Genomic DNA, 23,649 nt, shown 5'->3' with positions numbered 1-23,649 from the left:
GCGATGCTCTACCGACTCCCCGCTTCTATCGTGTTGCGTTTACCAGATCGGTCAGCGGCGACAGGAAGTCAAAGAAGACCAGACCACTAGGCTTCTTCGCCCCTTCGATTCGCGCTAACGCATCCTGTTTCCATTGGGCAGGTGCAGACGTTCCAGTCTCCAGAAAATGTATCGCCTGGCTGCCAATCCCTGTCAGCACCGCGAGCTGATCCGCACGTTCCTGCATGGGCTGCAACCGGGGTTGCTGCTTGATCAGTTCGTTAACAGACGGCATGGATGCATTCACCTCCGAGAAGAAGCGTTCCAGAAGATCCTTCGATTGAGACGTAGCAGAGGTGGTCTCTGTTCCCTTTGCGAGATATCGCTTCGCAGCCAACTCCAACTGGTGTCGGATCGGCGGGTCGGGCCGAACCGCATCAACAAAACTCGTCAAAGCAGTTCGTTGCGAGGTGTGCTGCTCGGAGGATCGATCACCGAACCCAACCGGTTCAAACGCTGACGCGAAGGTGCGTAGAGCTGCAATATGTTCGCTTCCAGCCAGACCACGAAGCTCAGCATCTTCACTCGTGAGGTGCCGAAGTCCCAGCGTCTCCAGTTCGACAGAGACTGCATCAAGGCGCGAGTACATACTGTCGACGTCTCGCACGTTCTGTGGCGACCAGAATCGCTCGGCGATCGCTGCGCTGCGCGGCCAGATACGTGAATCGATCGTCCGTCCATCCAGATGCTCACCCCACATGCAGATCTCTCCGCCCAGAATCAGCTTCTGCTGCTCTGGCGTCAGTGTCGTATTCGCTGAGATTGGATCTGCGAGATAAGGCTTCACTGCCGGCTGCATCCCGTCGAGATAGTAGGGGGCCGAGAGCACACCCTGGTAGCCCTGCGTGGCGCCCTTGCTCAGGGACTGCTCGCCACGCCACGACTGGATGACGACATCCTTTGGAAGTGCTGGGTTGAAGATCTCGTCCCATCCCACCATGCGCCGGTTCAGCTTAGTCAGAATCGCGAGGACGCGCTTGTTGAAGTAAGCCTGCAAGGCATCGTTGTCCTTCAGGTCATGCGACTTCATGAAGGCAACGATACGCGGATTAGTCTTCCAATCCGGGGCAGGCGCCTCGTCTCCTCCGATGTGCACATATTGGTCCGGGAAGATTGAGGCCATTTCTGTGAGGAACAAGTTAATGAACTTGTACGTCGCTTCCCGTGTGGGATCAAGCACGTAGTCCGACACGCCGAACTCGCGCCGGATCCCGGTCGGTTGTGTCCCACTATTCAGTTCCGGGTAGGCGACGAGCCATGCAACGGAGTGTCCCGGCATCTCAAACTCCGGGACTATGCGGATACCGCGATCGCGCGCATACTGCACAAGCTCCCGCGCCTGCTCCTGGGTATAGAAGAGTCCGTCAGAGCCCTCGGCCGTCAGCCTGGGGAACCGCTTGCTCTCGATACGGAATCCCTGATCCTCGGTCAAGTGCCAGTGAAAGACGTTCAGCTTTACGGCAGCCATCGCATCGAGGTTCCGCTTCAGCACGTCGATGGGTTCGAAGTGTCGGCCGCAATCGATCATGAGTCCGCGCCAATGAAAGCGCGGACTGTCATCAATGACCGCCGCGGGCACCATGTAAGCGGAGCCTGCTGGCTGAACCAATTGAAGCATTGTTTCCAAGGCGTGCATCGCGCCCGTCGTGGTCGCGGCATGAATCTGGATCGCATTGGAGGTGATATCCAGGTGGTAGGATTCATCTTCGTCCAATCCCTGAACCGTCGTGTCCGGCTGCAGAACATCAACCGTTAAAGTCGCACCCGTAACGTGACCAACCTGTCGTACAAGCTCTAAGCCAGTCTGGTCCTCCAGACGATAGAGCATCCGTTCGACGGCCCTGTCGAGACGCGGCGAAGACCCGCGTGGTGTACTCGCGGTGAAGCCCTTGGTAAGCACGAGTCGTCCTTGACCCGTCGACATACTTACTGGCTGCGGCATGAGATGATTCGCTGACAGAGAAAGATCCGCAGCAACGGCATGCATGCTGCCCGCACATACCAGGTGGGCAACAATGGCGAAAGCAAGAATCGAACGTTGACGCATAGAAGGACCTTTCACACCAAACTCTGGGAATACGTTTAAGAGCCGGAACGACCGATACAAATTCGTGACGACGGCATGCAGCGATTCCGACGCGCGCCTTCACACAGAAGCAGCAGTCGTGTCATGCCTGCCTACCTGTACTTGGGCACCCTTAGCTCACATCTATCGGCTATCGCCAGACTTGGCACGTAGTACCAGCAGAGGCCGAACACGCGCGTCATGCATGGCACCTGAACCTCATGGGTAAGTAATGCTCGTCCACAATCAATTCGAAACACCCAGCGACTGCGCGGTCTCATTCTTTGGCTCGAAGTAAAACGCTGCATCCTGACCGCGGACTGCACCGGTCCCACCACCATCCAGGTCCAGCACCTTCAAGGTGTTGCTTCCCTTACGAAGCCACACCCCGGGAAGGTAGAGTGTACCGGACGGTCCAATGTTCCAGAAGCGGCCCAGCAGGTGTCCGTTGACCCAGATAACGCCTTTACCCAGTTGCTGCGTATTCAGGTACGTGTCTCCCGGATAGGCAATTTGAAACGTTCCCTGGGAGAAGCATGGCCCGCTGCACGCGGCGGTCGTGTAACCCTTCACAGGCGGTGGCGCAAACGGCAATGGATAGACCTTCCAGCCGGCAAGCCGCAAGTCACCGTAGCGAATCGCCCCAAGCACACCTGCACGCTCACCTCGTATCGCGGTCTTGAAGTTGATACGGCCGGAGTTCTCCACAAGGATGTCGAGTCGGTGCGTGCCTTCGACAGCAAGCAAGATACTCTTCTGCCCCAGCCGCCGATCCATCACACCGACAAGCTTCCCATCGAGGTAAACCCGCGCGTAGCTATGAAGATCTGAAATGGTTAAATCAGCCTTGCCTGAGCCCGTAAGCTGACGGCGGTACAGGATGTATCCATACGCCTGATCCATATCCTCCATACTCGGAGGCGTGTCGCGTTCCACCGCGGGCGGAAGAGTATCCCAAAGTGAGACGGACTCCGTGAGCGTCACCGCCGGAAAGCTGATCATCGGCGATGACACGGGTACCGGGATCGGTTGGATGTGCGTCTCCTGCGCAATGACATCACGCATGCGGAAGTACTTGGGCCGCGGTCTTCCCGACTCATCCAGAGGAGCGTCGTAGTCATAGCTCGACACGTCCGGCTGGTATCCGTCGTGATCGTTATTGGCACCATTCATCCAGCCAAATGAGGTGCCGCCATGCACCATGTACAGGCTGACAGAGGCTCCGCTGTGCAGCATCGCCCGAACCTCGGACTCCTGCTTCGCGGCATCCGTCGTCTGATGCCTTTCGCCCCAGTGGTCAAACCAGCCGTCCCAGTATTCCGCGACATACGTGGGCGAGTCCGGGCGAATGGCCGACTTGAGCTTGATGGATCGATCAGCATCTCCCGTGCCGAAATCGATCCCGGCGAAGACACCCGGAAGGCTTCCCTTATCCAGGACGTCCGCACCATCTGCTGTATACAGCAGTGATCCGCCGAATCCGGCTTTGATCACCAGTTGCTGCATCCACTTCATGTACGCATGATCTTCGCCGAAGGAGCCATATTCGTTCTCCACCTGGACGGCGAGGATGGGGCCACCGCGATCTGCCTGCAGCGGCGCAAGCTCCTTCCCCAGCCGCAGCATCCAGCGTGTTGCAGCTTCCTGGAACTGAGGCTGCATGCCGCGAAGAACCATCGAATGGTCCTTAAGAAGCCACGAGGGATAGCCGCCAAGATCCCACTCCGCGCACACGTACGGTCCCGGACGAAGTATGACGTACAGCCCCTCCTGCTGTGCCTCCCGAAGGAACTCCTTCACGTCGTTCTGACCGTTGAAATCGTAACTACTGGGCCGTGGTTCATGCACATTCCAAAACACATACGCCGTGATCGCGTTCAGGCCCATAGCGTGTGCCTTGCGGAGCCTGTCCCGCCAGTACTCTCTCGGGATGCGAGCGTATTCCAGTTCACCCGAAACAATCTGAAAGGGTTTCCCTCGCAATTCCAGATGACCTCCGGCGACCTGCAGGGGGCTTACAGTAGCGGGGCTTCTCTGAGCGCCTGCCAACAGGGAGACTCCCGGCAGCAGCGCGACGGACACCAGAGTTCTTGCAACCTTCAAAAACGACATCTTCAAATCCTTGATGTCCCGCCGCATGAAGACCCTCCTCGAGCGTTACAGGGGCGTGAACTTTCCGTTGACATTCTGCTCACTGATGCAATACTGCTTTCACAGCTGAAAACACCATACCTCATGAGCAAGCCCGTTCTCGGTCGTAGGATCGTCTTTCAGCAATCCAACAAGGGTGTCCCCGTATGCGCTTTGGAAATCGAGCAGTGCTCGCGGTCGGTCTTTCCGCCTCGCTGATCTCAGGATCTGTCCCACTCTTCGCACAGATCGATCAGGGATCGGTCACTGGTCTGGTGCGCGACGCTAACAAGGCGCTTGTGAACGGTGCAACCATCACGCTCGTCAACAAGGAAACAAACCTGACACTGACGCGAGTCACCGACAAGTCAGGCGCGTACAGCTTCACACCGGTCAAGATCGGTACGTACCAGTTGACGGTAGAAGCTCCCGGCTTCGCGCCGCAAACGCAGGACAACATCCGAGTGAGCGTCAGCCAGGTGGTCGGCCTCAACCTGAACCTCTCCGCGGGAGGGGCTTCTGATGCGGTTACAGTCACCGCCGATACCGCCCTGCAGACCGAGGAAGCTTCTACAGGCCAGACCTTCACAGCCAGAGTGCTCAATGACATTCCTCTGGACGGCCGGAACTACGTCTTCGCGGCGCAGTTGACGACCGGTGTGGCAGCCCCCAATCAGGGATTCCGACAGGTCGCCGGTGCTGGCGACTTCGCATCCAACGGCAACCGCGTGTCGCAGAATAACTTTGTCCTGGATGGCGTCGACAATAACTCCAATATGCAGGACTTCCTGAACGGCGCAACCTATGCCGTTCGTCCACCACCGGATGCACTTGCTGAATTCCGCGTCCAGAGCAGCGACTACAGTGCGGAACTTGGGCGCGGTACTGGCGCAGCAATCAATGCCTCGATCAAGGCCGGCACTAATTCCGTCCACGGCAGCCTGTGGGAGTACTACCGTAACGACCGCATGAATGCGCTCGATTACTTCGCTACCAACAAGACGGCATATCACATGAACCAGTTCGGAGCGACACTCGGCGGCCCTATCTGGAAGGACAAGATCTTCGTCTTCGCCGACGCGGAAGGCACCCGAATTTCGCAGTACTCTCCGCCAACACCGAATCTCACCGTACCCACCGCCCTGGAGCGGACAGGCGACTTCAGCGAGTTGCTAAGCCCTGCAAATACGGCAGGCCGTGGTGCGATCTCGCTGTACCAGCCCGGTGGAACGGCAACCAGTATCGTCGGCGGAACTGCGAACGCTGGTGCTGATCCGCGTTACCTGACCTGCAATGGTGTTCGGAACGTGCTTTGTGCCAATCAGATCAACGCTGTGGCAAAAGCAGTGCTCGCGCTCTACCCGCTTCCGAATGCGGCGAATGTGCACCAGGCCTTCAATAACTACACCGCTCCTGCAACTGCCATCACGAATGACACCACCCAGTATGACCTTCGTGTCGACTACAACTTTTCGGCGAAGGATCAGATGTTCGCCCGTTACAGCTACTCCAACAACCCCATCAGCTATGCACCGCCGCTGGGCATCCTTGACGGTGGCAGTTTTGGCAGCTCGGGACAGAACTCCAACTACGCTAAGAGCGGTGTTTTCTCGGAGACCCACTTCTTCAGCCCAACACTCTCCAACGAGTTCCGTGCTGGCTATAACTGGCTGCACGCCTCCTACCTGGGACCGAACGCTGCAAACAGCGGCTTCGCAGCCAGCCTTGGCCTGGGCGGCATTCCTACCGGCAAGAACCTCGGCGGTCTCCCGCAGACAAACTTCGGCGATTCCCGTAGCGGCAATGATGCAGCGACACAGCTTGGGACCACTGGCTATCTTCCCTCCGATGAGCTCCAGAATGTTCTGCAGATCATTGACAACGTAAACAAGCAGGTCGGACGGCACACGGTCAAGGCCGGCATCAACTTTCAGCACGTGCGTTTCTACGGCCTGCAGCCACCCAATGGCATCGGGTACCAGAACTTCAACGGCACATACAGCGAGAATCCGGCGGACAAGGTCAACGTCTCCGGTTCAGGCCTGGCAGATTACCTGCAGGACCAGATGAACAACTCTGGTCTGAGCACAGTGCAGCCGTTTACCGATCTACGTTGGTACTACGCAGCCTTCCTGCAGGACGACTGGAAGGTAACCCCACGGTTTACGCTGAACATGGGCGTACGTTGGGAATACTCGCAACCCATCCGTGAATTGAATAACATGCAGTCAAACTTCATCGGAAACTACGCGAATAACAACCAGGGAACGGGTACGCTCCTCATACCGTCCTCTCAGCGCAGCTACCCGATCGCAGCTACCTTAGCAACTACCCTCGCTGCGGACCACATCGCTGTCCAATACACCGACAATAACTATCTGGTGAATCCGCAACGTTTGAACTTCGCACCACGTGTGGGCTTCAATTTTCTGCTCGAGCCCAAGACTGTGTTGCGTGGCGGTTTCGGTATGTTCTACGGCGGCTTGGAAAACATTGGCCTGGGCCTGAACCTTGCGAACAACGCTCCATTCTTTGTGAATTCGAGCTTCGTTCCCACGCCCAACCAGTGCTACAACCTCAACGGATCGGTGAACTGCCCGACCAACGGTCAGACGCTAGAAACTGGTTTCGGCGCCGCCGCCACCAGTCCCGCAGCACTCGCCGCAGCTTCCGGCATTGGCCAGATTTATAGCCAGGATCAGAACGCGAAGAGTTCCTACAACGAAGCTTATAACCTTAGCCTGCAGCACTCACTGTCTAACACCATGACCATGACCGTGAGCTACCAGGGCAGCAAGAGCCGTCGTCTTCGGATGAGCTACAACGCCAACACCTACGCCGGATATGTCCCGAGTGGAGCCAACGGACAGGCCTATCAGCCTTTCTATGACTTCGGGATTGCGAACGTCTCCAATGAGGGTATTGCGTCTTACGATTCCCTGCAGGCGAAGATCGAAAAGCAGTTCGGTGCAGGCCTGTATTTCCTGGGTGGCTACTCATGGGCTCACTGCCTTGATGACTCGTTCGGGCCTATCGGACAGGCGCAGCAGGGTGGTTACCGGAATCCGAATCTTCTCGGCTTCCGATATGACTACGGCAGCTGCACGCAGGACGTTCGCAGCCGCGTGAGCCTGAATGCGCAATACGAACTGCCCTTCGGTCGTGGAAAGAAATTCGCCCACGACAGCAAGCTGCTCGACGAAGTGATTGGTGGATGGAAGTCGAGCCTGGTGTTCCAGGCACAGACCGGCAACCCCATCTTCCTCACTTCTTCAAACCAGGGTTCGAGCTATCCGTACCAGATCGCCGATCCATTCAGCACGGGAGCCCCGCTTGGTTCCGGTAGCACACGAAGCTCCCTCAGCCCAACACAGCCACAGTTCAACTGCGCCGCCAAAACTCGCACGATCAGTCAGTGGTTTAATCCCTGCTCATTCACCAATCCACCGCAGGTCGTAAGCAGTGGTGCCTCGGCAAGCCAGAACACCATCAACGCAGCGAACGCAGGCGTGATCCCGTCCGGTCCACGTGGCCGCGTCGGTGTCGTCGGTCCCGGCTTCAACCGTGTGGACATGTCACTCTTCAAAAGCTTCGCACTTCCCTATCGGGAGACTGCGTTGCAGCTGCGAGTGGATGGCTTTAACGTGTTGAACACACCATCATTCAGCAACCCCGGCACGAGTCTGACCGGAACTTCGGGGCAGGCCATTACGTCGACACGCTTCTCCGGCATTCTTCCGAACGCCAGAGTTCTGCAGGTCGCTGCTCGTCTTTCCTTCTAGTTGCCTCCAAAGCAAGCCCCTGTGAGATCTATTCTCACAGGGGCATTTTTTGCTTTGTGCGACAGATTAGCCGAATGTCTCCACGGCCTTCGATAGCGTCATGGGCGTTGTGCAGACAGAGCCAGCCGGGCTGCCCGGACCAAGCACCACGGCTAGCGGATGTCCTTCGACCCATACAACGAACGTCAGCTTGTCAGGCGCAGTAATTCTCTTCATCTCGATCCAGTTATAGAAAGCACCCATCTCCGCGTCCCGCAGCGATCCCTGGACGTCGACGGTCGCGGCCTTTTCACCCGGCAGCAGTTCGTTCAGGCCGCGATGGCGTTGACGAGGCGCATAGCGCAGCAAAAGAGTCGAAGGCTTAGCCCGACGAGCCAGCTCTCGTCCCGTCCATTGCACAAAGCTCGTGCTGAAGATCTGTGGACCGGAGCTCTGCGTAAACAGCTCGGTGTAAAACCGCTGCAGCACTCCATCGCCAGTGAGGTCGGTCGCACGAGCATCGCTCTGAGTGAACGCGGCAAGTTGATCGCGCAGGTGTTCGGGCCCGCTGCCGGGGCTGGCGATATCAACCTGCATCCGGTTCAAGACCCGATCCCGGACGGAGGCAAGCCCTGGGTAAGTGAGTAACTGAATCCCGGAGAGGTTGCCGCCGATTTCCGGATGCGCCGGGCCACCATCGACATACCAACTCGCATAAGCTCCCAAAGGCTGCGCGACGTGTTTGAGCAGAAGCTCGCGAATCTCGGCGGGTGCTGTCGCATTCTGGATCGCAGTCAGAAATACGCCTTGCTTGCGGAGCTTTCGCAATACCGACTTGCTATCAACCTGCGCTTCCTGCCCAAGAATGACGACCACAAGCCGATGCGTATCGTCGACCTGCGGAGGAACGGAAGCAAATAGATCTGCGGTCGCCTTCCGAAATTCGGTCATCTGACCGCTGGACCACAGGTATGCCGTTAGTTCTGTCACGAATGCCGCCGGTCTACCCACCCAGTCAGCGCGCTTCAGGGACGGCGACAGCGAGATCGCTTTCAGTGGACTAGTCAGTAAATCAAATCTACTTGCTGACAGCCCTTGTAGCGCATCGCTCTGCCAGCGAAGGCTGGCAATCTCTGCAGGGAAGCTGGTGTCGAGTGCCTGTATCTGTTGAAGGAACGAAGGACACAGGACGAGAGGCAACCGTCGCAGCAGCGCCAGATGATCATTCGCAAAGGCACGTGCCATGGGCGCAAAACCAGCAAAAGCTAAGGGCGACAACTGTTCAGGCGTCATAGGATCTCTTGCAACAGCCTGCCGTCGCCCCCCGTCGCAAAACCCAGGGAATAACCGATTGTAGGGACAAGGTCAATTGATTCCACCGGTCGGGTGACGGTCGTATTCTGGCGAATGTGCGGTCCCAGTATCAGCATCCAGGTAGTCCGGGCCATCGCACTGCCGGTTCTGTGGTGTTGGAAGCCGTTGCCAGTCGGATCATCGTCCGAGTCACGGCCAAAGTCTGGCATGATGTATAGGGTTGTACGGTCCTTATACTCCGGATCGCCCTGGACCATCTCCCATAAGTCCGCACACAGACGGTCTGCGCGTTGAATCGCATCGACGTACAGCGAGTACGCACCGGCGTGTGCGACGTCCATGTCATGAAGTGTCAGCATCATCAGCGAGGGTGCGAGGTGCTTCATCAACTGCCGCGTGACGTAGATGGAAAGCTCATCCGCGCTGTCGAGACTGCGTGCCTTCTGGACAAAATCCTGCACGGACAGCTTCAGCGTCGACTCAAGCGTGTCCAGATGCATCTCGTGGTCCATACTGGATTGCTGCGGCTGATACAGCGGCATCTCGTAGCTGTCTTGCAGAAGATGAGAGAGCTGGTCGCCGTCAACGAGCCCTTTGCTTCGCAAGGCTGACTGCAGCAAACGCTTCGGCAGGATCACACCAGCGCCGAATCCGGGCCCGAAAGACGAATGGCTGCTGCTGCCAATCCGCTGAAAGCCGTTGCTGGGGGCGATGACCCAAGCATCGTTTGCGGGGCGCTTCAATCCCTTCCGGTAGTACTCGAAAAGCGTGGGGTTCGGTGGAGGCTGCGCGATGAAGTTGTTGAAGCGCTCATATTTGCCCGTCACGACGCTCGCGGTCGCAACGTAGTGACCAAGAATGCCGGCATTAACTACCTGGCTAAAAAAGGTGCCCTGCGGCAAGAGAGTTTGAAGCAGATTCGGAATATTCTCCTGCCCGTCTTCGGAGAAGGTCTCCTCATCACGCGCACCGCCGCCAAAAGTAACGACGATTGTCTTCTGTGAAGGGCGTAGTAATGGCAGCGCCTGTGCGGATAACCCACACGAAACAGTCGCAGCAGAAAGCGTGCCGATAGCACCTTGCAGGAACCTTCGACGACTGCCCGCTACACTTTGCGACAGATGTGAATAAGGCGACCCCATCGGCCCAGTATGAAGCAAGTAGCACGCAGTTGGAAACTTACGCCAACGGAAATGCTCTCCTGATGACCCGACCTTTCCGAACGCGGACGGCGAGGTACCGACACCTCCAACTACCGAGAAAAGTCTTGAAGCCTCACGGGGGAATCAGTGGGTATCGAGAAATTGAATCACCAGATCATCCGCCGCACGATCGCAACACGAGCCCAGAATCTTCGTTCCGTGAAGGACATTCAATCTCACCTGCGTCACTCGCGAGCGGACACGACCGCGAACGATTACCTGCAGGAACTGCCAGAGAGTGCGCAGCAGATGGTCGGCTCGGTCTACGCGATGCTCGCGGCAGCAGCTATACAGCAGCAGGCGACATAGAAGGATGCAGCCGGCACAATCGGCGCGGTTGATGCCAGAGGGTGCACTTTGGCATCAAATCCATTCGCCAGTGTCGCTAAGTTGTTGACTTGATGGTGGGCACAGCAGGATTCGAACCTACGACTTCCACCGTGTGAAGGTGGCACTCTACCGCTGAGTTATGCGCCCGCGCGGGGATGCGCTTGCTGAAATGAAGTTTATCACGCAACGCGGGATCACTCGGCGGGTCTGCAGATCCCTTGGAAGTGGCGAGGGACGTGCGTTACTCTCTGGCTTGCCATGCGACCCGGGTGTTGCTTCGGCGCATCCCACCGTGAGCGTTTGCTTTGGCATCCGAGGCGAATGCCGGTACAAATAAGTGCTACTCGTTGCGCATGGGCGCGCGATCGAAGGATTTACGGACGTATGGCAGCAGGCAGGACCGGACACTCGGGTGAGGTGGATCGCTACACCGGCGCGCATCGCAGTGCGCCGGAAGATGGCGGTGCGCCCGGTGACGATTCCGATCTTGAGGACGACGCGAACGACGCCGTTCAGCGCGACTCCGATGGCGATCCGGACCCGGAAAGTGCGGTCGATGCGCAACAATCCGACCCGGATGGTGTCGGAGAAGATATGGCAAGTCTGGCGCTCAATCCGGGCATGATGGCGGGTACGGAAGCCGATCTGGCTCCTGGCCGTGCGAGTGGCTTTGCAGAGGAATTGCAGGCAGTTGCGGCGAAACCGGCTGAGACCGGTGATGCCGAAATCATGCTTCGGCTGAAGGCGGGCGAGCTTGAGTGCTTCGACTACCTGATGAACAAATACCGTCGGCCGATCGTTCATTTCATGTATCGCATGGTCCACAACCAGGCGATTGCGGAGGAGATGGCGCAGGAGGTCTTCCTCCGGGTCTATCGCTCGCGTGAGACCTACCGCGCCGAGGCCCGGTTCACAACCTGGCTCTATCGCATCGCGACAAACCTTGCAGTGAACCACGCCCGCGACACGAAGAACGAAAGGACCGCGCCAACCGTCCATCTGGACGAGCCGGATCCCGAGACAGGCAGCATGCACGACGTGGCCGACGAGACGCCGACCATCGAGGCTGACCTGATGCGGGCAGAACGCATGAAAGCGATCAAGGCTCATGTAATGGCCCTGCCCGAGCGCCAGCGGAGCGCCGTGTTGATGCACAAATATCAGGAGATGGACTACAAGCAGATCGGCGCGGTGCTGAAATTGAGCGAATCTGCAACGAAATCTCTGCTGTTTCGCGCCTACCAGACACTTCGCGAGCGGCTAAAAGAGTTCGTTTAGCGTATTTAGAGTTGAGAAGGAAGGTTGTTATGTTTTCTGCCAAGAAGACGACCGAAGTATCCGACGAACAGGCCATGCACGAGATGATGGCGCTGCTCGACGACTGGAAGGCCCCGGAGCCTTCGCCGTGGTTCGATGCCCGGATGATGGCGCGATTCCGCGAGGAGGTACAGCGCGAGCCGGAGGGCTTCTTTGCGCGGCTGCGCGACCGTTTCCTGTACGGCAACACGGCCACACTGAAGCCTATGCTGGCGGGTGCCATGGCGCTGCTGCTGGTGGCGGGTGGCGGCAGCTGGCTTGAAGTTTCGCATCTGCAAAAGGTGAACGCGCCAGCGATTTCGGCGACCGTGGAAGACCTGCAGATCATCGACACTAACGATCAAACGATTCAGCAGATGGACCAGTTGCTGGACGACGACGCACCTGAAATCTAAGCCGATCGCGGCTGGTAACGTTTGCACCATTTGATACTTTGCTTGCATTTCAGATTTACCTGATCTGACTTTGACACCCATGACTCTGCTTACCCCATTCCGCAAGACCGTCGAGCGCACGATGCTCGCAGCGTCCGCCTGCCTGCTGATTGGCCTTTCGGCCTTTGCGCAGCCGGGACGGCAGGCGGGCGGCTATGGGCGCCCTGCGGGAGGTATGACGGGTGGCGGTCCGCGCATGGGAGGCTCCCCCAACATGGGTGGCGCCCAGCGTATGGGCGGCGGTGGCATGATGGGTGCGCCTCGCCCGGGAGGCTACAACGGCGGGCCTGCCTATGGTTCTGGATACCCGGGCTCCAGCTTCCAGGGGAATGCCGGACGTGTGGTTGGACCCACGCCGCAACAGGGCAATCAGCAGCGATTTGCCGGACCCGCTCAGCCGCAGGCCGGCGCAGGACAGCAACGATTCATTGGACCGGTACAGCAGGGCGGTCAGGCAGGACAACCCGTTCGCGGTGAACATCTGGGGCAGTGGATGCAGCAACACAGCAACCTGAACCCGCAGCAGCAGCAGCGCGCCTTGCAGAATGAACCCGGCTTCAATCGGCTGGCACCGCAACAACAGAATCAGGTGATGAATCGCCTGAACCGGCTCAACACCATGCCCCAGCAGCAGCGCGAGCGCGTAATCCAGCGGGCTGAAACCATGGAACACATGAGTCCGCAGCAGCGCGGCAACGTGCGCAGCGCCATGGGGCAGCTCGGTGCATTGCCCGAGGATCGCCGGCGGATGGTGGCCAGGTCATTCCGCGATCTACGCCAGATGCCGGTTCAACAGCGCAATTCCATGCTCAATTCACCCGAGTACCGGCAGCAGTTCACCGACGAGGAACGCGGCACGCTGGGTAATCTGCTCTCCGTCGAGCCGCTGCTACCGGGCCGCTAAGTTCACTGCGCGAGCTTTTGCGTTCGGAGGCAGATGACTTAAGCGATTCCGCCGAAAGCAAACCACAAAGCATCGAGCGGACAAAACGGAATCCCCGCCTATGGCTGGCGCATCCGATGATGTATGAACTTCACCTCACATATTGACGCTGGCCGCTCTTCAAGCTACGCTGCTCATGTGAAGTCCCTCGCCAAAACCTGTTGTTGCCGCTGCTGCTGTTCGTAGCCGTGCACCAGGTTTTCGCGTCTCTGTAGTACTTCCCTGACAACCTTCCGTGCCGTGGCTACGATCCGTCTTTGTGCGGGTTGATGCGCCTTTGCGTGCGCCCGACAGGACCGGATCGCCGGCTGCCGCCCCGCTCGCACCAGGAGATCGACCACCATGAACGTCCTTCGCACTGCCGCAGCAATGACTCTCTTCGCAGCTCTGCCGCACCTCGCTCTCTCACAGAAGGTCGCGCGCCACTGGTCCGGCACTGCCACCGTAAACGGTCAGGCCGTGCCGGTGCAGCTCGATCTCACATCCGCCACGAAGTCCGGTGCGATCACCGGAACCTTCCTGAATGGCACGGAGCGCGCTCCATCCAGCAACGGCACGCTCACCGGCCAGCACCTGGTGCTGCACTTCAACTCCTTCGCACGCACGCTGGACGGTACCCTCAACGGAAACACGCTGACCGCGACCTACAACGGCGCTCGCCTGCCGGCTCCCATCGCCCTTCAGTTGCATGCCGACCGCGATGGCAAGCCCGCCAGCGTCTTCGTTCCGGCGGCGAAGGCAGACGGCAGCAAGAAGGGCGCCACCATCAATGGCGACTGGGAGATTACGCTGCCGCAGAAGTCCAAAAAGGGCGAGTCAGCCTGGACTTTGCGTGTCGCTCCGTTCGAGGGCAACGGCCAGATCAAGGCGGTAATCCTGCGCATCGACGGCGACACCGGCGGCCTCTATGGCCGATTTGACGAAGCTGTCGGCGAGTACCGCGTAAGCCGCTTTGCTGATTCAGGCGGCGCGATCCTGACATTGAAGCCGAATACCGACGGCACTCTGCTGGTCTCTGACCTCAAGGCAGGTGACCATTGGATCGCGAATCGTCCCGAGGCGGCGCGCCTTGCGAACCTCGGCAAGCCCACGTTGCCAACGGAGCAGACGACCGTTGTGAACCCCGCCGAGCCCCTTCGCTTTGCCGGTCCCAACCTTGCCGGAACGACTGTCAGCAGCACCGATCCAGACTTCAAGGGTAAGGTGGTGATCGTAGCCATTGGCGGCAGCTGGTGCCCCAACTGCCACGACGAAGCGCCGCTGCTCGTCGAGCTCTACAACAAATACCATCAGCGCGGTCTCGAGATCGTAGACCTCTCCTTCGAAGAGGATGACCAGTTGAAGAACCCGGAGCGCCTGCGCGCCTTCGTGACGCAGTACCGGATTCCCTACCCCGTGCTTGTGATGGGGACGCCCGATGAACTGAATGAAAAGCTTCCGCAGGGTAAGAATCTGAACTGCTGGCCGACTGCGTTCTTTGTGGGTCGCGACGGTCTCGTCAAGGAGACCCATGCAGGCTTCAGCGGCCCCGCCACCGGCGCGGCCTACACGGACCTGCGCAACGAGACCTTCGCGCTTGTAGAGAAGCTGCTGGCTGCGAACCAGACAGCTTCGCGATAACGCCGCGAGCGTTCATGCCGAGGGTCTTAGCTGCAGCTAAGCACTAGGTGAGTCGAACAGCTAAGACTCAAGCAATTCATCCAGTGGCACAGCATTTGCAAACGAACCATTCCGCCACAGCAAAGGCTCGTTCGCGGCGGCGCTCAGACGGATGTCGTCGACCGCTCCAACAAACAGCGTGTGCGTGCCGTAGTCCAGCGCGCTATCCACCCGGCAAAACAGGCTGACGATCGCGTCCGCGAGGTACGGCGTCTGGGACGTGTGCGCATGCCACTCCCCCAGCGTGAAGCGCTCCTCGCCCTGTAACTGGCCGCTGAAGGGATACACCAGCGGCGCGTGATGCGTGGCCAATAGGTTCACACTGAAGCGGCCTGTATCTTTTACCGCCTGCCACACGGTAGCCTCGCGATTGATACCGACAACGAGGGATGGCGGATCTGCAGAGACAGACATCACCGCCGTTGCGACCATGCCCGCGCGGGCTGAGGCGTCTCCTGCCGTAATGATGGTGACGGTAGCGATCAAACGTCGCATAGCCGACACAAAGTTGCGACGCAGTTCGATCTCGGGCTCCGTCTTTACGTCATTTTCAGTCATAGTTCCCGCGAATCTCATTGTCGTCAAACTGTAACTTCTTAGCGATTGCCATTCTATCGGGAAGGCATGTAGTGTGTCTGAGGTTCGGCAGGGCGGCAAACACCACCCCCGGACATTGTTGGGAGTATTGCAGGGCATGCGTAACACAACGACTACGATTACGAAAACGGTGAAACTGGCCGCAGAACTTCGTCCTTCTATCCTTCGCCTTAGCCGCCACCTCCGGCGGGAAGCACTTCGAGGCGGCGGCTCTTCTCTTGATGCACAACTCCTTGGCACACTGCGTGAAGAGCCCGGCCTGGGCGTCAGCGAACTGGCTGAGATGGAGCAGATGAGCCGGCCCGCCATGAGCGCACACGTCAAGCGACTGATGACACTGGGTTATGTACAGCGTGAGATCGCAAAAGGCGACGTGGATCGTCGTCGCATCGGTCTCACCGTCACCCGCACCGGCACGCAGTATCTTCGCGCCGTCAACGAGCGCCGCGCCGACTGGCTGGCCGATCGGCTTGCCGAGTTGGGCTCCGAAGACCGCACCGCGCTGGATCGCGCAGCCAAGTCGCTGCGGCTGATCCTCGAAAGCAGTGTCCAGGCCTTCTAAGCATTCCTCTATCAAGATTGAGGCAAACCCAACCGTCTTTTCCGAAGACGGTCGCAACGACGAGGGCCCGGCATAGGCCGGGCTCGCCGCTGCTGCATACGCGCGCCCGGCTCCGAGCATGTTGCCGCCCTGTAGGCGCCGGATTTCTGGCGTGCACCCGCGCACGGTTGCACCCATCCCCGCTCCGGTGCATCCTTTAGAAGAGACTCTTGCGGCGCCTGATCCATCTCGCGATGTTGCTCACCCTTTTGCTGGGCGGCCCCGTGCTTCCGGCATGGGCGATGCCCTGCTGCGACGGTGCGGCGACGAAGGCAGCGCCCGCGGCCACGCAGGAAGACGCGATGGAAGCCATGCCATCGTGCCACCATGTAGCGGCAAACGGAACTGCGACGGTGCAGAACGCAAGCAGCATGACGCATTGCGCACATAGCACCTGCATCCTGCAGCAAGGTAGCCTTGCGCCCGCAACGCAGCAGACGACACTCTCCACCGATGCAGCAACACCGCCCCTTGCGGAGTCCCACCTTCCGCTGCTGATCGCTGGCTATGCCGTGCCTCCTCGAGCGCTCCATCCGCCGTCGCCTCCCAGGGCGATGCTGCAGCCACTCCGCGTCTAGTCCCGTTCCTTCGGTCCGTCTCCCACGCAGCAGCAGCACGCCCGTGGCCTCCTAACGCTTTAGGACATCTGAAGGAACATCCTCATGAGTAACCGCCGCAGCTTTCTGCAGCGCGCGTTCGGCCTTGGCGCCGGTCTTATGACCGCCCCGCGGCTCTTCGCGACCACGCCTCCGACGCACCACACAGCGCACGCGCACAATGTGCCAGTCGTCACCACAGAAGTGGGCGATATGCCCTTCACCATGGACGGCGATGTGAAGGTCTTCCACCTGGTCGCGCATGTCTTCAAGCAACAGATCGCGCCAAACAAAATCATCGATGTGTGGGGCTTCAATGGATCGGCACCCGGCCCGACCTTCCAGGTGACGCAGGGAGATCGCGTGCGTGTGATCTTTGAAAACCAGTTGCCGGAGCCATGCTCCATTCACTGGCATGGCTTTGAAGACCGGATCCAGTTTGACGGCATGCCCGGCATCAGCCAGGCACCCACGCGGCCCGGCGAGACGTTCGTCTACGAGTTCGACATCCATCAGGCTGGCACGTACTTCTACCACTCGCACATGGCCATGCAGGAGATGGCAGGCATGCTCGGCGCCTTCATCATGCATCCGCGCGAGGCGTACACGCCGCACTGCGACAAGGACTTTGTCCTGCACTTTCAGGAGTACGCCGTGCTCGCCAATAACACCGTGCCAAACACCATGAAGATGGAGTTTAACTGGCTGGTCATCAACGGCAAGGCCGGTCCCGCAACGACTCCACTTATTGTTCGTCAAGGCGATCGCGTGCGCCTTCGCTTCATCAATTTGGGCATGGATCACCACCCGATTCACCTGCACGGCCACACCTTCCACGTCACCGGCACCGAGGGCGGCCGCATTCAGCCGAGCGCATGGTGGCCCGGCAACACCACGCTGGTCGGCGTCGGGCAGGCGCGCGATGTGGAACTGGTCGCAAACAATCCCGGTGACTGGATGCTGCACTGCCACATGCCGCACCACATGATGAATCAGATGAGCTCGGATGTGCAGGGCGTGCCCACCACCAACGGTCCGCTCTCGCAGGCAAGAAGCATGACCGCCATGCAGGACATGCAGCAGTCAATGGCCAGAAGCGAACCAAAGACGAGCAGTGAGCAGATGGCGGGCATGATGTCCATGGATATGGGCGACAGCGCGATGCGAGAGCAAGACAAGAACATTGCGCCGAATGCCAGCAACGTGCCGAACTTTCCGCAGGACGCCTACATGGAAGGTCCCACGATGAACATGGAGCAAAGCAGCATGCTCGACAAGCCGGAGAATTTTGGCCTGAACGCGGGTTGGAGCAGTGCCATGCAGGGCATGATGACCTTCCTGCGCGTGCTGCCACCCGCGCGCTACGACGAAGTCATGGGAAAGATGCGGAGCGCCAACCGTAAGAACGATCCCTATGCGTCCCTGCTGACTAACGAAGGAGGTCGGGCATGAGCTTTCGGTCCCTGTCGTCGACTCTCACAGTACTGCTCATCGCCGCGTCCGGCTCAGCATCGGCACAGATGGGCGACATGCCTGGAATGAGCATGCCGCCAAAGACCGCTCAGCAGTCCGGCGCGACACCTTCGATCCGCCGCGACACGCTCCATCTGCAAGAGGCTGAAGCCCCCACCATGCAGACCGGAGATGACTCGCCCGCACCCGAGCTTCTCAAAGAAGCCGAAGCAAATGCACCGCTGACACTGCAGCAACTTGAAGACCTGGCAACCGCGAACAATCCAACGCTGAAGCAGGCCGCGGCTTTACGACAGCGCAGCCAGGCACAGGCACGTCAGGCGGCGCTGCCTCCGAACCCAACGGTCGGCTACAGCGGCGAACACATCCGCGGCGGCAGCTACGGCGGAGGCGAACAGGGTGCCTTCGTACAGCAGGACATCGTCCTTGGCGGTAAACTCGGCTTGCGGCGCGAGGTGTACCAGCAGGCTGCGAAAGCGGATGCGATCGGGATCGAACAGCAGGCAATTCGCGTCCGCGCGGATGTGCAACGGGTCTTCTATCAGGCACTCGCGGCACAATCCGCCGTTTCCGTGCGAAAACAGCTGATGTCGGTCGCCCTGGACACAATTGAATCGATTCATACGCTGGCAAATCTCGGCCAGGCGGACGCTCCGGACGTGCTTCAGGCGGAGGTCGAAGCGGAGCAAACGAAGATCGATTACGTCGACGCACAACGGGACTATCTGCAACGTTTTCACATGCTCGCAGCTCTGTGTGGACAGAACTCGATCCCACTGGCGAAGCTGACCGGCGATCTCGAATCTATCCCCGATCTCAACGCAGACCAGGCAGTCGCCAAGCTGCTCGCCAACAGTCCCGACGTCCAACGCGCACAGCAGGAAGTCGCCGTTGCAGAAGCGCAACGCACCAGCGCAAAACGCGAGCCGGTGCCTGATCTGAAGGTGCAGGCTGGACTATGGAACAGCGGTGACCAACTCAGTGATCCAACGAAGCGTGCAGGCTGGATGGGCTTCGCGCAAGTAGGTGTAGAGCTGCCGTTATGGAACCGCAATCAAGGGAATAAGGCCGCGGCTGAGGCCGAGTTGTCGCACGCAAAGAGCGATATCACGCGCACGCAGCTACAGTTGCAACAGAGGGCGCAGCCGCTGGTGCAAAGCTATCTCGCAGCACGCTTCGAAGCCGAACGCTACCGCACGCAGCTACTGCCGCGCGCGCTGCGTGCCTATGAGCTGTATGCCATGAAGTACCAGTCCATGGCAGCGCCGTATCCGCAGGTATTGATGTCGCAGCGCACGCTGGCACAACTGCGCATGGCCTACCTGCATGCATTGGAAAAAGAGTGGATGGGCCTTATCGGTCTACAGAACTACACACTGGGTGGTGGCCTTGATGCACCGGTTAGCGGAGGCGATGCAATGTTGCATTCCACGATGGGCGGGACCAATTGAGCGCGTTACCGGAAGAGATCGCCGAAGCGAAGCACCGAGATCCTGTGTGCGGGATGATGGTGCTGCCGTCGAAGGCTGCGGGCTCTGCGGAGCATAGCGGCGAACGCTACTACTTCTGCGGCAAGGGCTGCCTCGCGAAGTTCGTGGCCGATCCAATGAAGTATCTTGCACCGAAGCCAGTAGCTGCTCCAACAGCGGCCGATGCAGGCACCGAGTACATCTGTCCCATGGACCCTGAGGTCAGCCAGTTGGGCCCGGGCACTTGCCCGAAGTGCGGCATGGCGCTTGAACCCGCAGTGGTTTCGTTAGCCACAAAGACCGAGTACACCTGTCCCATGCACCCTGAGATCGTGCGCGCCGAGCCTGGTAATTGCCCAAAGTGCGGCATGGCGCTGGAGCCGCGCGAGGTGGTCGCCATGGAGGACAATCCAGAACTGCGTGACATGCAACGGCGCTTCTGGATCGCCCTCGCGATGGCTGTCCCGCTGCTCGGCGTGATGTTCTCCGAGATGCTGCCGTCGATGTCTCTGCAGCGTGCGTTCTCAGTGCGTACGCTCGCATGGATTGAGTTCGTCATCGCAACACCCGCTGTGCTCTGGTGCGGATGGCCGTTCTTCGTACGCGGCTGGCAGTCCGTAAAGAACCGCAGCGGAAACATGTTCACGCTGATCGCACTGGGGGCAAGTGTTGCTTACATCGATAGCGTTGCTGCAACCATTGCGCCGGTACTCTTCCCTGCTTCCGTGCGCGACATGCACGGCGCAGTACCGCTGTACTATGAGCCGGCGGTGGTGATCATCGCACTGGTGCTGTTAGGCCAGGTGCTGGAATTGAGAGCTCGCAGCCAGACAGGGTCGGCATTGCGATCGCTGCTGCAACTTGCGCCTCGCACTGCTTTGCGCGTCACTGACTGCGGCCACGAAAAAGAGATTGCACTGGACGCTGTCAAAGTCGGCGATCGTCTACGTGTGCGCCCAGGTGAGAAGGTTCCTGTTGACGGCGTGGTTCTGGAAGGCTCGAGCGCTGTGGATGAATCCATGGTGAGCGGTGAGCCAATGCCAGTGGCGAAGGCAGCTGGAGACAATGTCATCGGTGGCACGGTGAACGGCACTGGCGGGTTCGTGATGAAGGCGGAGCGCATCGGTACTGAGACGCTGCTGGCACAGATCGTCTCCATGGTCGCAGCAGCACAGCGCACGCGTGCGCCGATTCAACGGCTCGCGGATCGCGTCGCCGCGTACTTCGTACCGGCCGTACTCCTGATCAGCATCGTGACCTTCCTGGCCTGGTATCTGCTCGGGCCAACGCCACGACTGGCGCACGCCATCGTGAATGCGATTGCGGTCCTGATTGTGGCTTGCCCATGCGCGCTAGGCCTGGCGACACCGATGGCCATAATGGTCGGCACGGGCCGCGGAGCAGGCGCAGGCGTACTGGTACGTAACGCCGAGGCACTGGAGAAGCTTGCCTCCGTCAATACACTGCTGATCGATAAGACTGGAACATTGACCGAGGGCAAGCCACGCGTCACCGCCATCATCCCTGCGGCCGGCTTCACTGAAGACGACATCGTACGACTGGCCGCAAGCGTCGAGCGATCGAGCGAACACCCGTTAGCCGCAGCGTTGATCGCCGAGGCAGGACAGAGAAAGATCGCGCTGCAGCCTGCTGAAAGCTTCGATAACATTCCTGGCATGGGCGTACGAGGGGATGTTGGCGGCAGAGACATTGCCGTTGGCAATGCAGCACTGATGCAGTCGCTCGCGATCGATGCGTCGTCATTGCAGGCTGCATTCGCGGCACATCAATCTGCTGCGGAGACGGTTGTCATCCTTGCTCGCGACGGCAAGGCAGCAGGTCTCTTATGCATCGCGGATGCAGTTCGCATCTCGGCTGCAGATGTTGTGCGTGAGTTGAAGACATCGGGCGTGCGTGTAGTGATGGTGACGGGGGATCAGGAAGCAACCGCTGCGGCAGTCGCGAAGGCCTTGGACATTGAGTACGTAGCAGGCGTTCTACCCGCAGGCAAAGCGGATGTCGTCACACGTTACAAGGTTATGGGGCGCACCGTTGCAATGGCCGGCGATGGCGTGAATGATGCGCCCGCGCTCGCGACTGCAGACGTCGGCATCGCGATGGCAACAGGGACCGATGTTGCGATGGAATCAGCGGGCATCGTACTGCTGCATGGCGATCTACGAGCTGTCTTGCGTGCGCGTCGACTAAGCCAGGCAACCGTGCAAAACATCCGGCAGAATCTCTTCTTTGCCTTCGCCTACAACATCATCGGCGTTCCCGTCGCGGCGGGCGTGCTCTACCCGTTCTTCGGTTTCCTGCTGAGTCCAATGATCGCGGCTGCGGCTATGAGCCTGAGCTCTGTGTCAGTGATAGGGAATGCGCTTCGATTGCGATCCGCGAAGCTCTAGAGCGAGAATTCACTGGGAACGTACGCCCTGTATCTGGTCATCCTTCGCTTCGAGCGCAAGTGAGTCCTCTTCCATTGCTCCGTCACGCGCAACCTTAGCAGTGCCCGCGCGCTGCGATCGATAGATGCCGCTACTGCCTGAGAACAGGTAACTGAAGACGCAAGCGATGCCGGCGTACGCGCCCGCTTCTGCGCCGAATAGTTCGACTGCCATGAGTGTCGAGGCAACGGGCGTGTTGGCTGCTCCCGCGAAGACCGCGACAAAGCCCATGCCAGCCAGCAACGAAGACGGCAGTGGCAGTACGTACGCAAGCGCATTGCCCAGCGTTGCGCCGATGAAGAAGAGCGGTGTCACCTCGCCCCCCTTGAAACCGGTACCAAGCGTCACCACGGTGAACAGGAACTTTGCGGCCCAATCGTAAGGTGGCTGAGGGCCATGGAAGGCTGCGACGATGCCTGGTATGCCCAGTCCGATGTACTTCGTCGTACCAAACGCAAAGACGGCGGCCGCGACAAGGATGCCGCCCAGCACGGGCCGCAACGGACTGTAAGTGACCATCGCTTTGCAGCGGGCCGCGATGACATGGACGGTACGCGCAAATGCCATCGCGACAAGACCGAAGATTGCGCCCGCAATGGCTGCGAAGAGCACGCCACGCGCCGAGATTGCAGGCACTTCGCTAACGCGATACAGGGTGTGTGAGACATGCCAGGCTCGTGTGGTCAGGTCTCCAGCAAAGGCTGCAACGACGCACGGCACAAGGGCGCTGTAGCTCACCGATCCCACCATCAACACTTCAAGCCCAAAGACCGCCCCGGCCAATGGTGTACCAAAGACAGAAGCGAAGCCGGCACTGATCCCGCACATCAACAGCACTCGACGCTCTTCTGCGCTGAGCCGGAATGGCTTGGAAAGCTGGTCGGCGAGCGAGGCTCCTGTCTGGATGGCAGTGCCTTCGCGGCCGGCCGATCCGCCGAAGAGATGTGTGACAAACGTGCCGATCAGAATCAGCGGCGTCATGCGCACGGGGAGGGTGCGCTGCGGATCATGCACCTCGTCCAGGATGAGGTTATTGCCGGCCTCGACCGAGGTGCCCAGGTAGTGATACATCAGCCCGACGGCAAGCCCTGCGATCGGCAGCAGTGCGATGAGCCAGCGATGGTCTTCGCGCACCGCTGTCGCAAGATTCAGCGACCACAGCAGTAATGCTGACGCCGAACCAGCAAGAATCCCTGCCATTACGGCAAGCGGGATCCAACGCCAAAGATATCGAAAAAGGTGATTGGGCGAGACGGGACGTTCTTCGGACAT

The 23,649-nt window shown here is 59.4% G+C and carries 17 protein-coding genes and 1 tRNA gene; 11 read left to right on the top strand and 7 right to left on the bottom strand.

Annotated features, from left to right (window positions below; genetic code table 11):
* Positions 1-25: 25 nt before the first annotated feature.
* Both BLW03_RS16765 and BLW03_RS16760 read right to left on the bottom strand, forming a co-directional pair.
* A complete protein-coding gene (locus BLW03_RS16765) occupies positions 26-1,981 on the bottom strand; it encodes a beta-N-acetylhexosaminidase (protein WP_280138049.1) in 1,956 nt (651 codons plus the stop codon).
* Between the two features lie 369 nt (positions 1,982-2,350).
* Positions 2,351-4,216, bottom strand: a complete 1,866-nt coding sequence (locus tag BLW03_RS16760) for a glycoside hydrolase family 35 protein (protein WP_074656091.1) — start codon at positions 4,214-4,216, stop codon at positions 2,351-2,353.
* Positions 4,217-4,401: 185 nt separating this feature from the next.
* Here BLW03_RS16760 and BLW03_RS16755 point away from each other — a divergent pair, with 185 nt between their 5' ends.
* Positions 4,402-8,016 (top strand): TonB-dependent receptor, encoded by a 3,615-nt coding sequence (locus BLW03_RS16755; protein ID WP_074655181.1) that lies wholly within the window; start codon positions 4,402-4,404, stop codon positions 8,014-8,016.
* Between the two features lie 66 nt (positions 8,017-8,082).
* On the opposite strand, the gene BLW03_RS16750 is transcribed toward BLW03_RS16755, so the two are convergent.
* Together BLW03_RS16750 and BLW03_RS16745 are read right to left on the bottom strand one after the other, a co-directional pair.
* Complete coding sequence (locus BLW03_RS16750) at positions 8,083-9,240, bottom strand: hypothetical protein (RefSeq protein WP_212733223.1); 1,158 nt, start codon at positions 9,238-9,240, stop codon at positions 8,083-8,085.
* A 44-nt stretch (positions 9,241-9,284) separates the two neighbouring features.
* Positions 9,285-10,211 (bottom strand): alkaline phosphatase family protein, encoded by a 927-nt coding sequence (locus BLW03_RS16745; RefSeq protein ID WP_244502129.1) that lies wholly within the window; start codon positions 10,209-10,211, stop codon positions 9,285-9,287.
* A 387-nt stretch (positions 10,212-10,598) separates the two neighbouring features.
* On the opposite strand from BLW03_RS16745, the gene BLW03_RS16740 reads away from it, so the two are divergent.
* Positions 10,599-10,820, top strand: coding sequence for a hypothetical protein (locus BLW03_RS16740; protein WP_074655178.1), 222 nt, complete (start codon positions 10,599-10,601; stop codon positions 10,818-10,820).
* Between the two features lie 93 nt (positions 10,821-10,913).
* Here BLW03_RS16740 and BLW03_RS16735 read toward each other — a convergent pair.
* Positions 10,914-10,988, bottom strand: a tRNA-Val gene (locus tag BLW03_RS16735).
* Between the two features lie 237 nt (positions 10,989-11,225).
* On the opposite strand from BLW03_RS16735, the gene BLW03_RS16730 reads away from it, so the two are divergent.
* The 4 genes from BLW03_RS16730 to BLW03_RS16710 all read left to right on the top strand — a co-directional run bounded on the left by BLW03_RS16730 (position 11,226) and on the right by BLW03_RS16710 (position 15,155).
* Positions 11,226-12,119 (top strand): sigma-70 family RNA polymerase sigma factor, encoded by an 894-nt coding sequence (locus tag BLW03_RS16730; protein WP_074655177.1) that lies wholly within the window; start codon positions 11,226-11,228, stop codon positions 12,117-12,119.
* Between the two features lie 29 nt (positions 12,120-12,148).
* The gene (locus tag BLW03_RS16725) at positions 12,149-12,553 is read left to right on the top strand and encodes a hypothetical protein (protein WP_074655176.1); all 405 of its coding nucleotides are present in this window, start codon (positions 12,149-12,151) and stop codon (positions 12,551-12,553) included.
* A 79-nt stretch (positions 12,554-12,632) separates the two neighbouring features.
* The gene (locus BLW03_RS16720; protein ID WP_074655175.1) at positions 12,633-13,496 is read left to right on the top strand and encodes a DUF3106 domain-containing protein; all 864 of its coding nucleotides are present in this window, start codon (positions 12,633-12,635) and stop codon (positions 13,494-13,496) included.
* A gap of 381 nt (positions 13,497-13,877) precedes the next feature.
* The gene (locus BLW03_RS16710) at positions 13,878-15,155 is read left to right on the top strand and encodes a TlpA disulfide reductase family protein (protein WP_074655173.1); all 1,278 of its coding nucleotides are present in this window, start codon (positions 13,878-13,880) and stop codon (positions 15,153-15,155) included.
* 60 nt (positions 15,156-15,215) lie between these two features.
* Here the strand turns inward: BLW03_RS16710 and BLW03_RS20690 are convergent, their stop codons facing one another.
* The gene (locus BLW03_RS20690) at positions 15,216-15,752 is read right to left on the bottom strand and encodes a flavin reductase family protein (RefSeq protein WP_074655172.1); all 537 of its coding nucleotides are present in this window, start codon (positions 15,750-15,752) and stop codon (positions 15,216-15,218) included.
* A gap of 136 nt (positions 15,753-15,888) precedes the next feature.
* Between BLW03_RS20690 and BLW03_RS16700 the strand changes: the two genes are divergently transcribed.
* The 5 genes from BLW03_RS16700 (at position 15,889) to BLW03_RS16680 (ending at position 22,338) form a co-directional block, all read left to right on the top strand.
* A complete protein-coding gene (locus BLW03_RS16700; protein ID WP_074655171.1) occupies positions 15,889-16,353 on the top strand; it encodes a MarR family winged helix-turn-helix transcriptional regulator in 465 nt (154 codons plus the stop codon).
* Positions 16,354-16,586: 233 nt separating this feature from the next.
* Complete coding sequence (locus BLW03_RS16695) at positions 16,587-16,970, top strand: hypothetical protein (protein WP_212733222.1); 384 nt, start codon at positions 16,587-16,589, stop codon at positions 16,968-16,970.
* Positions 16,971-17,054: 84 nt separating this feature from the next.
* Positions 17,055-18,440, top strand: coding sequence for a multicopper oxidase family protein (locus BLW03_RS16690; RefSeq protein ID WP_074655169.1), 1,386 nt, complete (start codon positions 17,055-17,057; stop codon positions 18,438-18,440).
* Positions 18,437-19,912 (top strand): TolC family protein, encoded by a 1,476-nt coding sequence (locus tag BLW03_RS16685; RefSeq protein ID WP_074655168.1) that lies wholly within the window; start codon positions 18,437-18,439, stop codon positions 19,910-19,912. Before BLW03_RS16690 ends, BLW03_RS16685 begins: the two co-directional genes overlap by 4 nt.
* Positions 19,909-22,338, top strand: coding sequence for a heavy metal translocating P-type ATPase (locus tag BLW03_RS16680; RefSeq protein ID WP_074655167.1), 2,430 nt, complete (start codon positions 19,909-19,911; stop codon positions 22,336-22,338). The genes BLW03_RS16685 and BLW03_RS16680 overlap by 4 nt, the downstream gene beginning before the upstream one ends.
* A gap of 9 nt (positions 22,339-22,347) precedes the next feature.
* Here BLW03_RS16680 and BLW03_RS16675 read toward each other — a convergent pair whose 3' ends face one another.
* Positions 22,348-23,649: a voltage-gated chloride channel family protein gene (locus tag BLW03_RS16675; protein WP_074655166.1), complete on the bottom strand. Its 1,302-nt coding sequence runs from the start codon at positions 23,647-23,649 to the stop codon at positions 22,348-22,350.

The sequence above is a fragment of the Terriglobus roseus genome (assembly GCF_900105625.1).
In the GTDB taxonomy this organism is placed as follows: Bacteria; Acidobacteriota; Terriglobia; order Terriglobales; family Acidobacteriaceae; genus Terriglobus; species Terriglobus roseus_B.
This window is presented reverse-complemented; position numbering and strand designations above follow the sequence as displayed.

Excerpts from the sequence above, each read along its gene's own strand:
- BLW03_RS16700 (WP_074655171.1), top strand. The coding sequence starts at position 15,889 with ATGCGTAACACAACGACTACGATTACGAAAACGGTGAAACTGGCCGCA.
- BLW03_RS16675 (WP_074655166.1), bottom strand. The coding sequence starts at position 23,649 with ATGTCCGAAGAACGTCCCGTCTCGCCCAATCACCTTTTTCGATATCTT.
- BLW03_RS16725 (WP_074655176.1), top strand. The coding sequence starts at position 12,149 with ATGTTTTCTGCCAAGAAGACGACCGAAGTATCCGACGAACAGGCCATG.
- BLW03_RS16690 (WP_074655169.1), top strand. The coding sequence starts at position 17,055 with ATGAGTAACCGCCGCAGCTTTCTGCAGCGCGCGTTCGGCCTTGGCGCC.
- BLW03_RS16755 (WP_074655181.1), top strand. The coding sequence starts at position 4,402 with ATGCGCTTTGGAAATCGAGCAGTGCTCGCGGTCGGTCTTTCCGCCTCG.
- BLW03_RS16730 (WP_074655177.1), top strand. The coding sequence starts at position 11,226 with ATGGCAGCAGGCAGGACCGGACACTCGGGTGAGGTGGATCGCTACACC.
- BLW03_RS16760 (WP_074656091.1), bottom strand. The coding sequence starts at position 4,216 with ATGTCGTTTTTGAAGGTTGCAAGAACTCTGGTGTCCGTCGCGCTGCTG.
- BLW03_RS16750 (WP_212733223.1), bottom strand. The coding sequence starts at position 9,240 with ATGGCACGTGCCTTTGCGAATGATCATCTGGCGCTGCTGCGACGGTTG.
- BLW03_RS16720 (WP_074655175.1), top strand. The coding sequence starts at position 12,633 with ATGACTCTGCTTACCCCATTCCGCAAGACCGTCGAGCGCACGATGCTC.
- BLW03_RS20690 (WP_074655172.1), bottom strand. The coding sequence starts at position 15,752 with ATGACTGAAAATGACGTAAAGACGGAGCCCGAGATCGAACTGCGTCGC.
- BLW03_RS16685 (WP_074655168.1), top strand. The coding sequence starts at position 18,437 with ATGAGCTTTCGGTCCCTGTCGTCGACTCTCACAGTACTGCTCATCGCC.
- BLW03_RS16695 (WP_212733222.1), top strand. The coding sequence starts at position 16,587 with ATGTTGCTCACCCTTTTGCTGGGCGGCCCCGTGCTTCCGGCATGGGCG.
- BLW03_RS16765 (WP_280138049.1), bottom strand. The coding sequence starts at position 1,981 with ATGCCGCAGCCAGTAAGTATGTCGACGGGTCAAGGACGACTCGTGCTT.
- BLW03_RS16710 (WP_074655173.1), top strand. The coding sequence starts at position 13,878 with ATGAACGTCCTTCGCACTGCCGCAGCAATGACTCTCTTCGCAGCTCTG.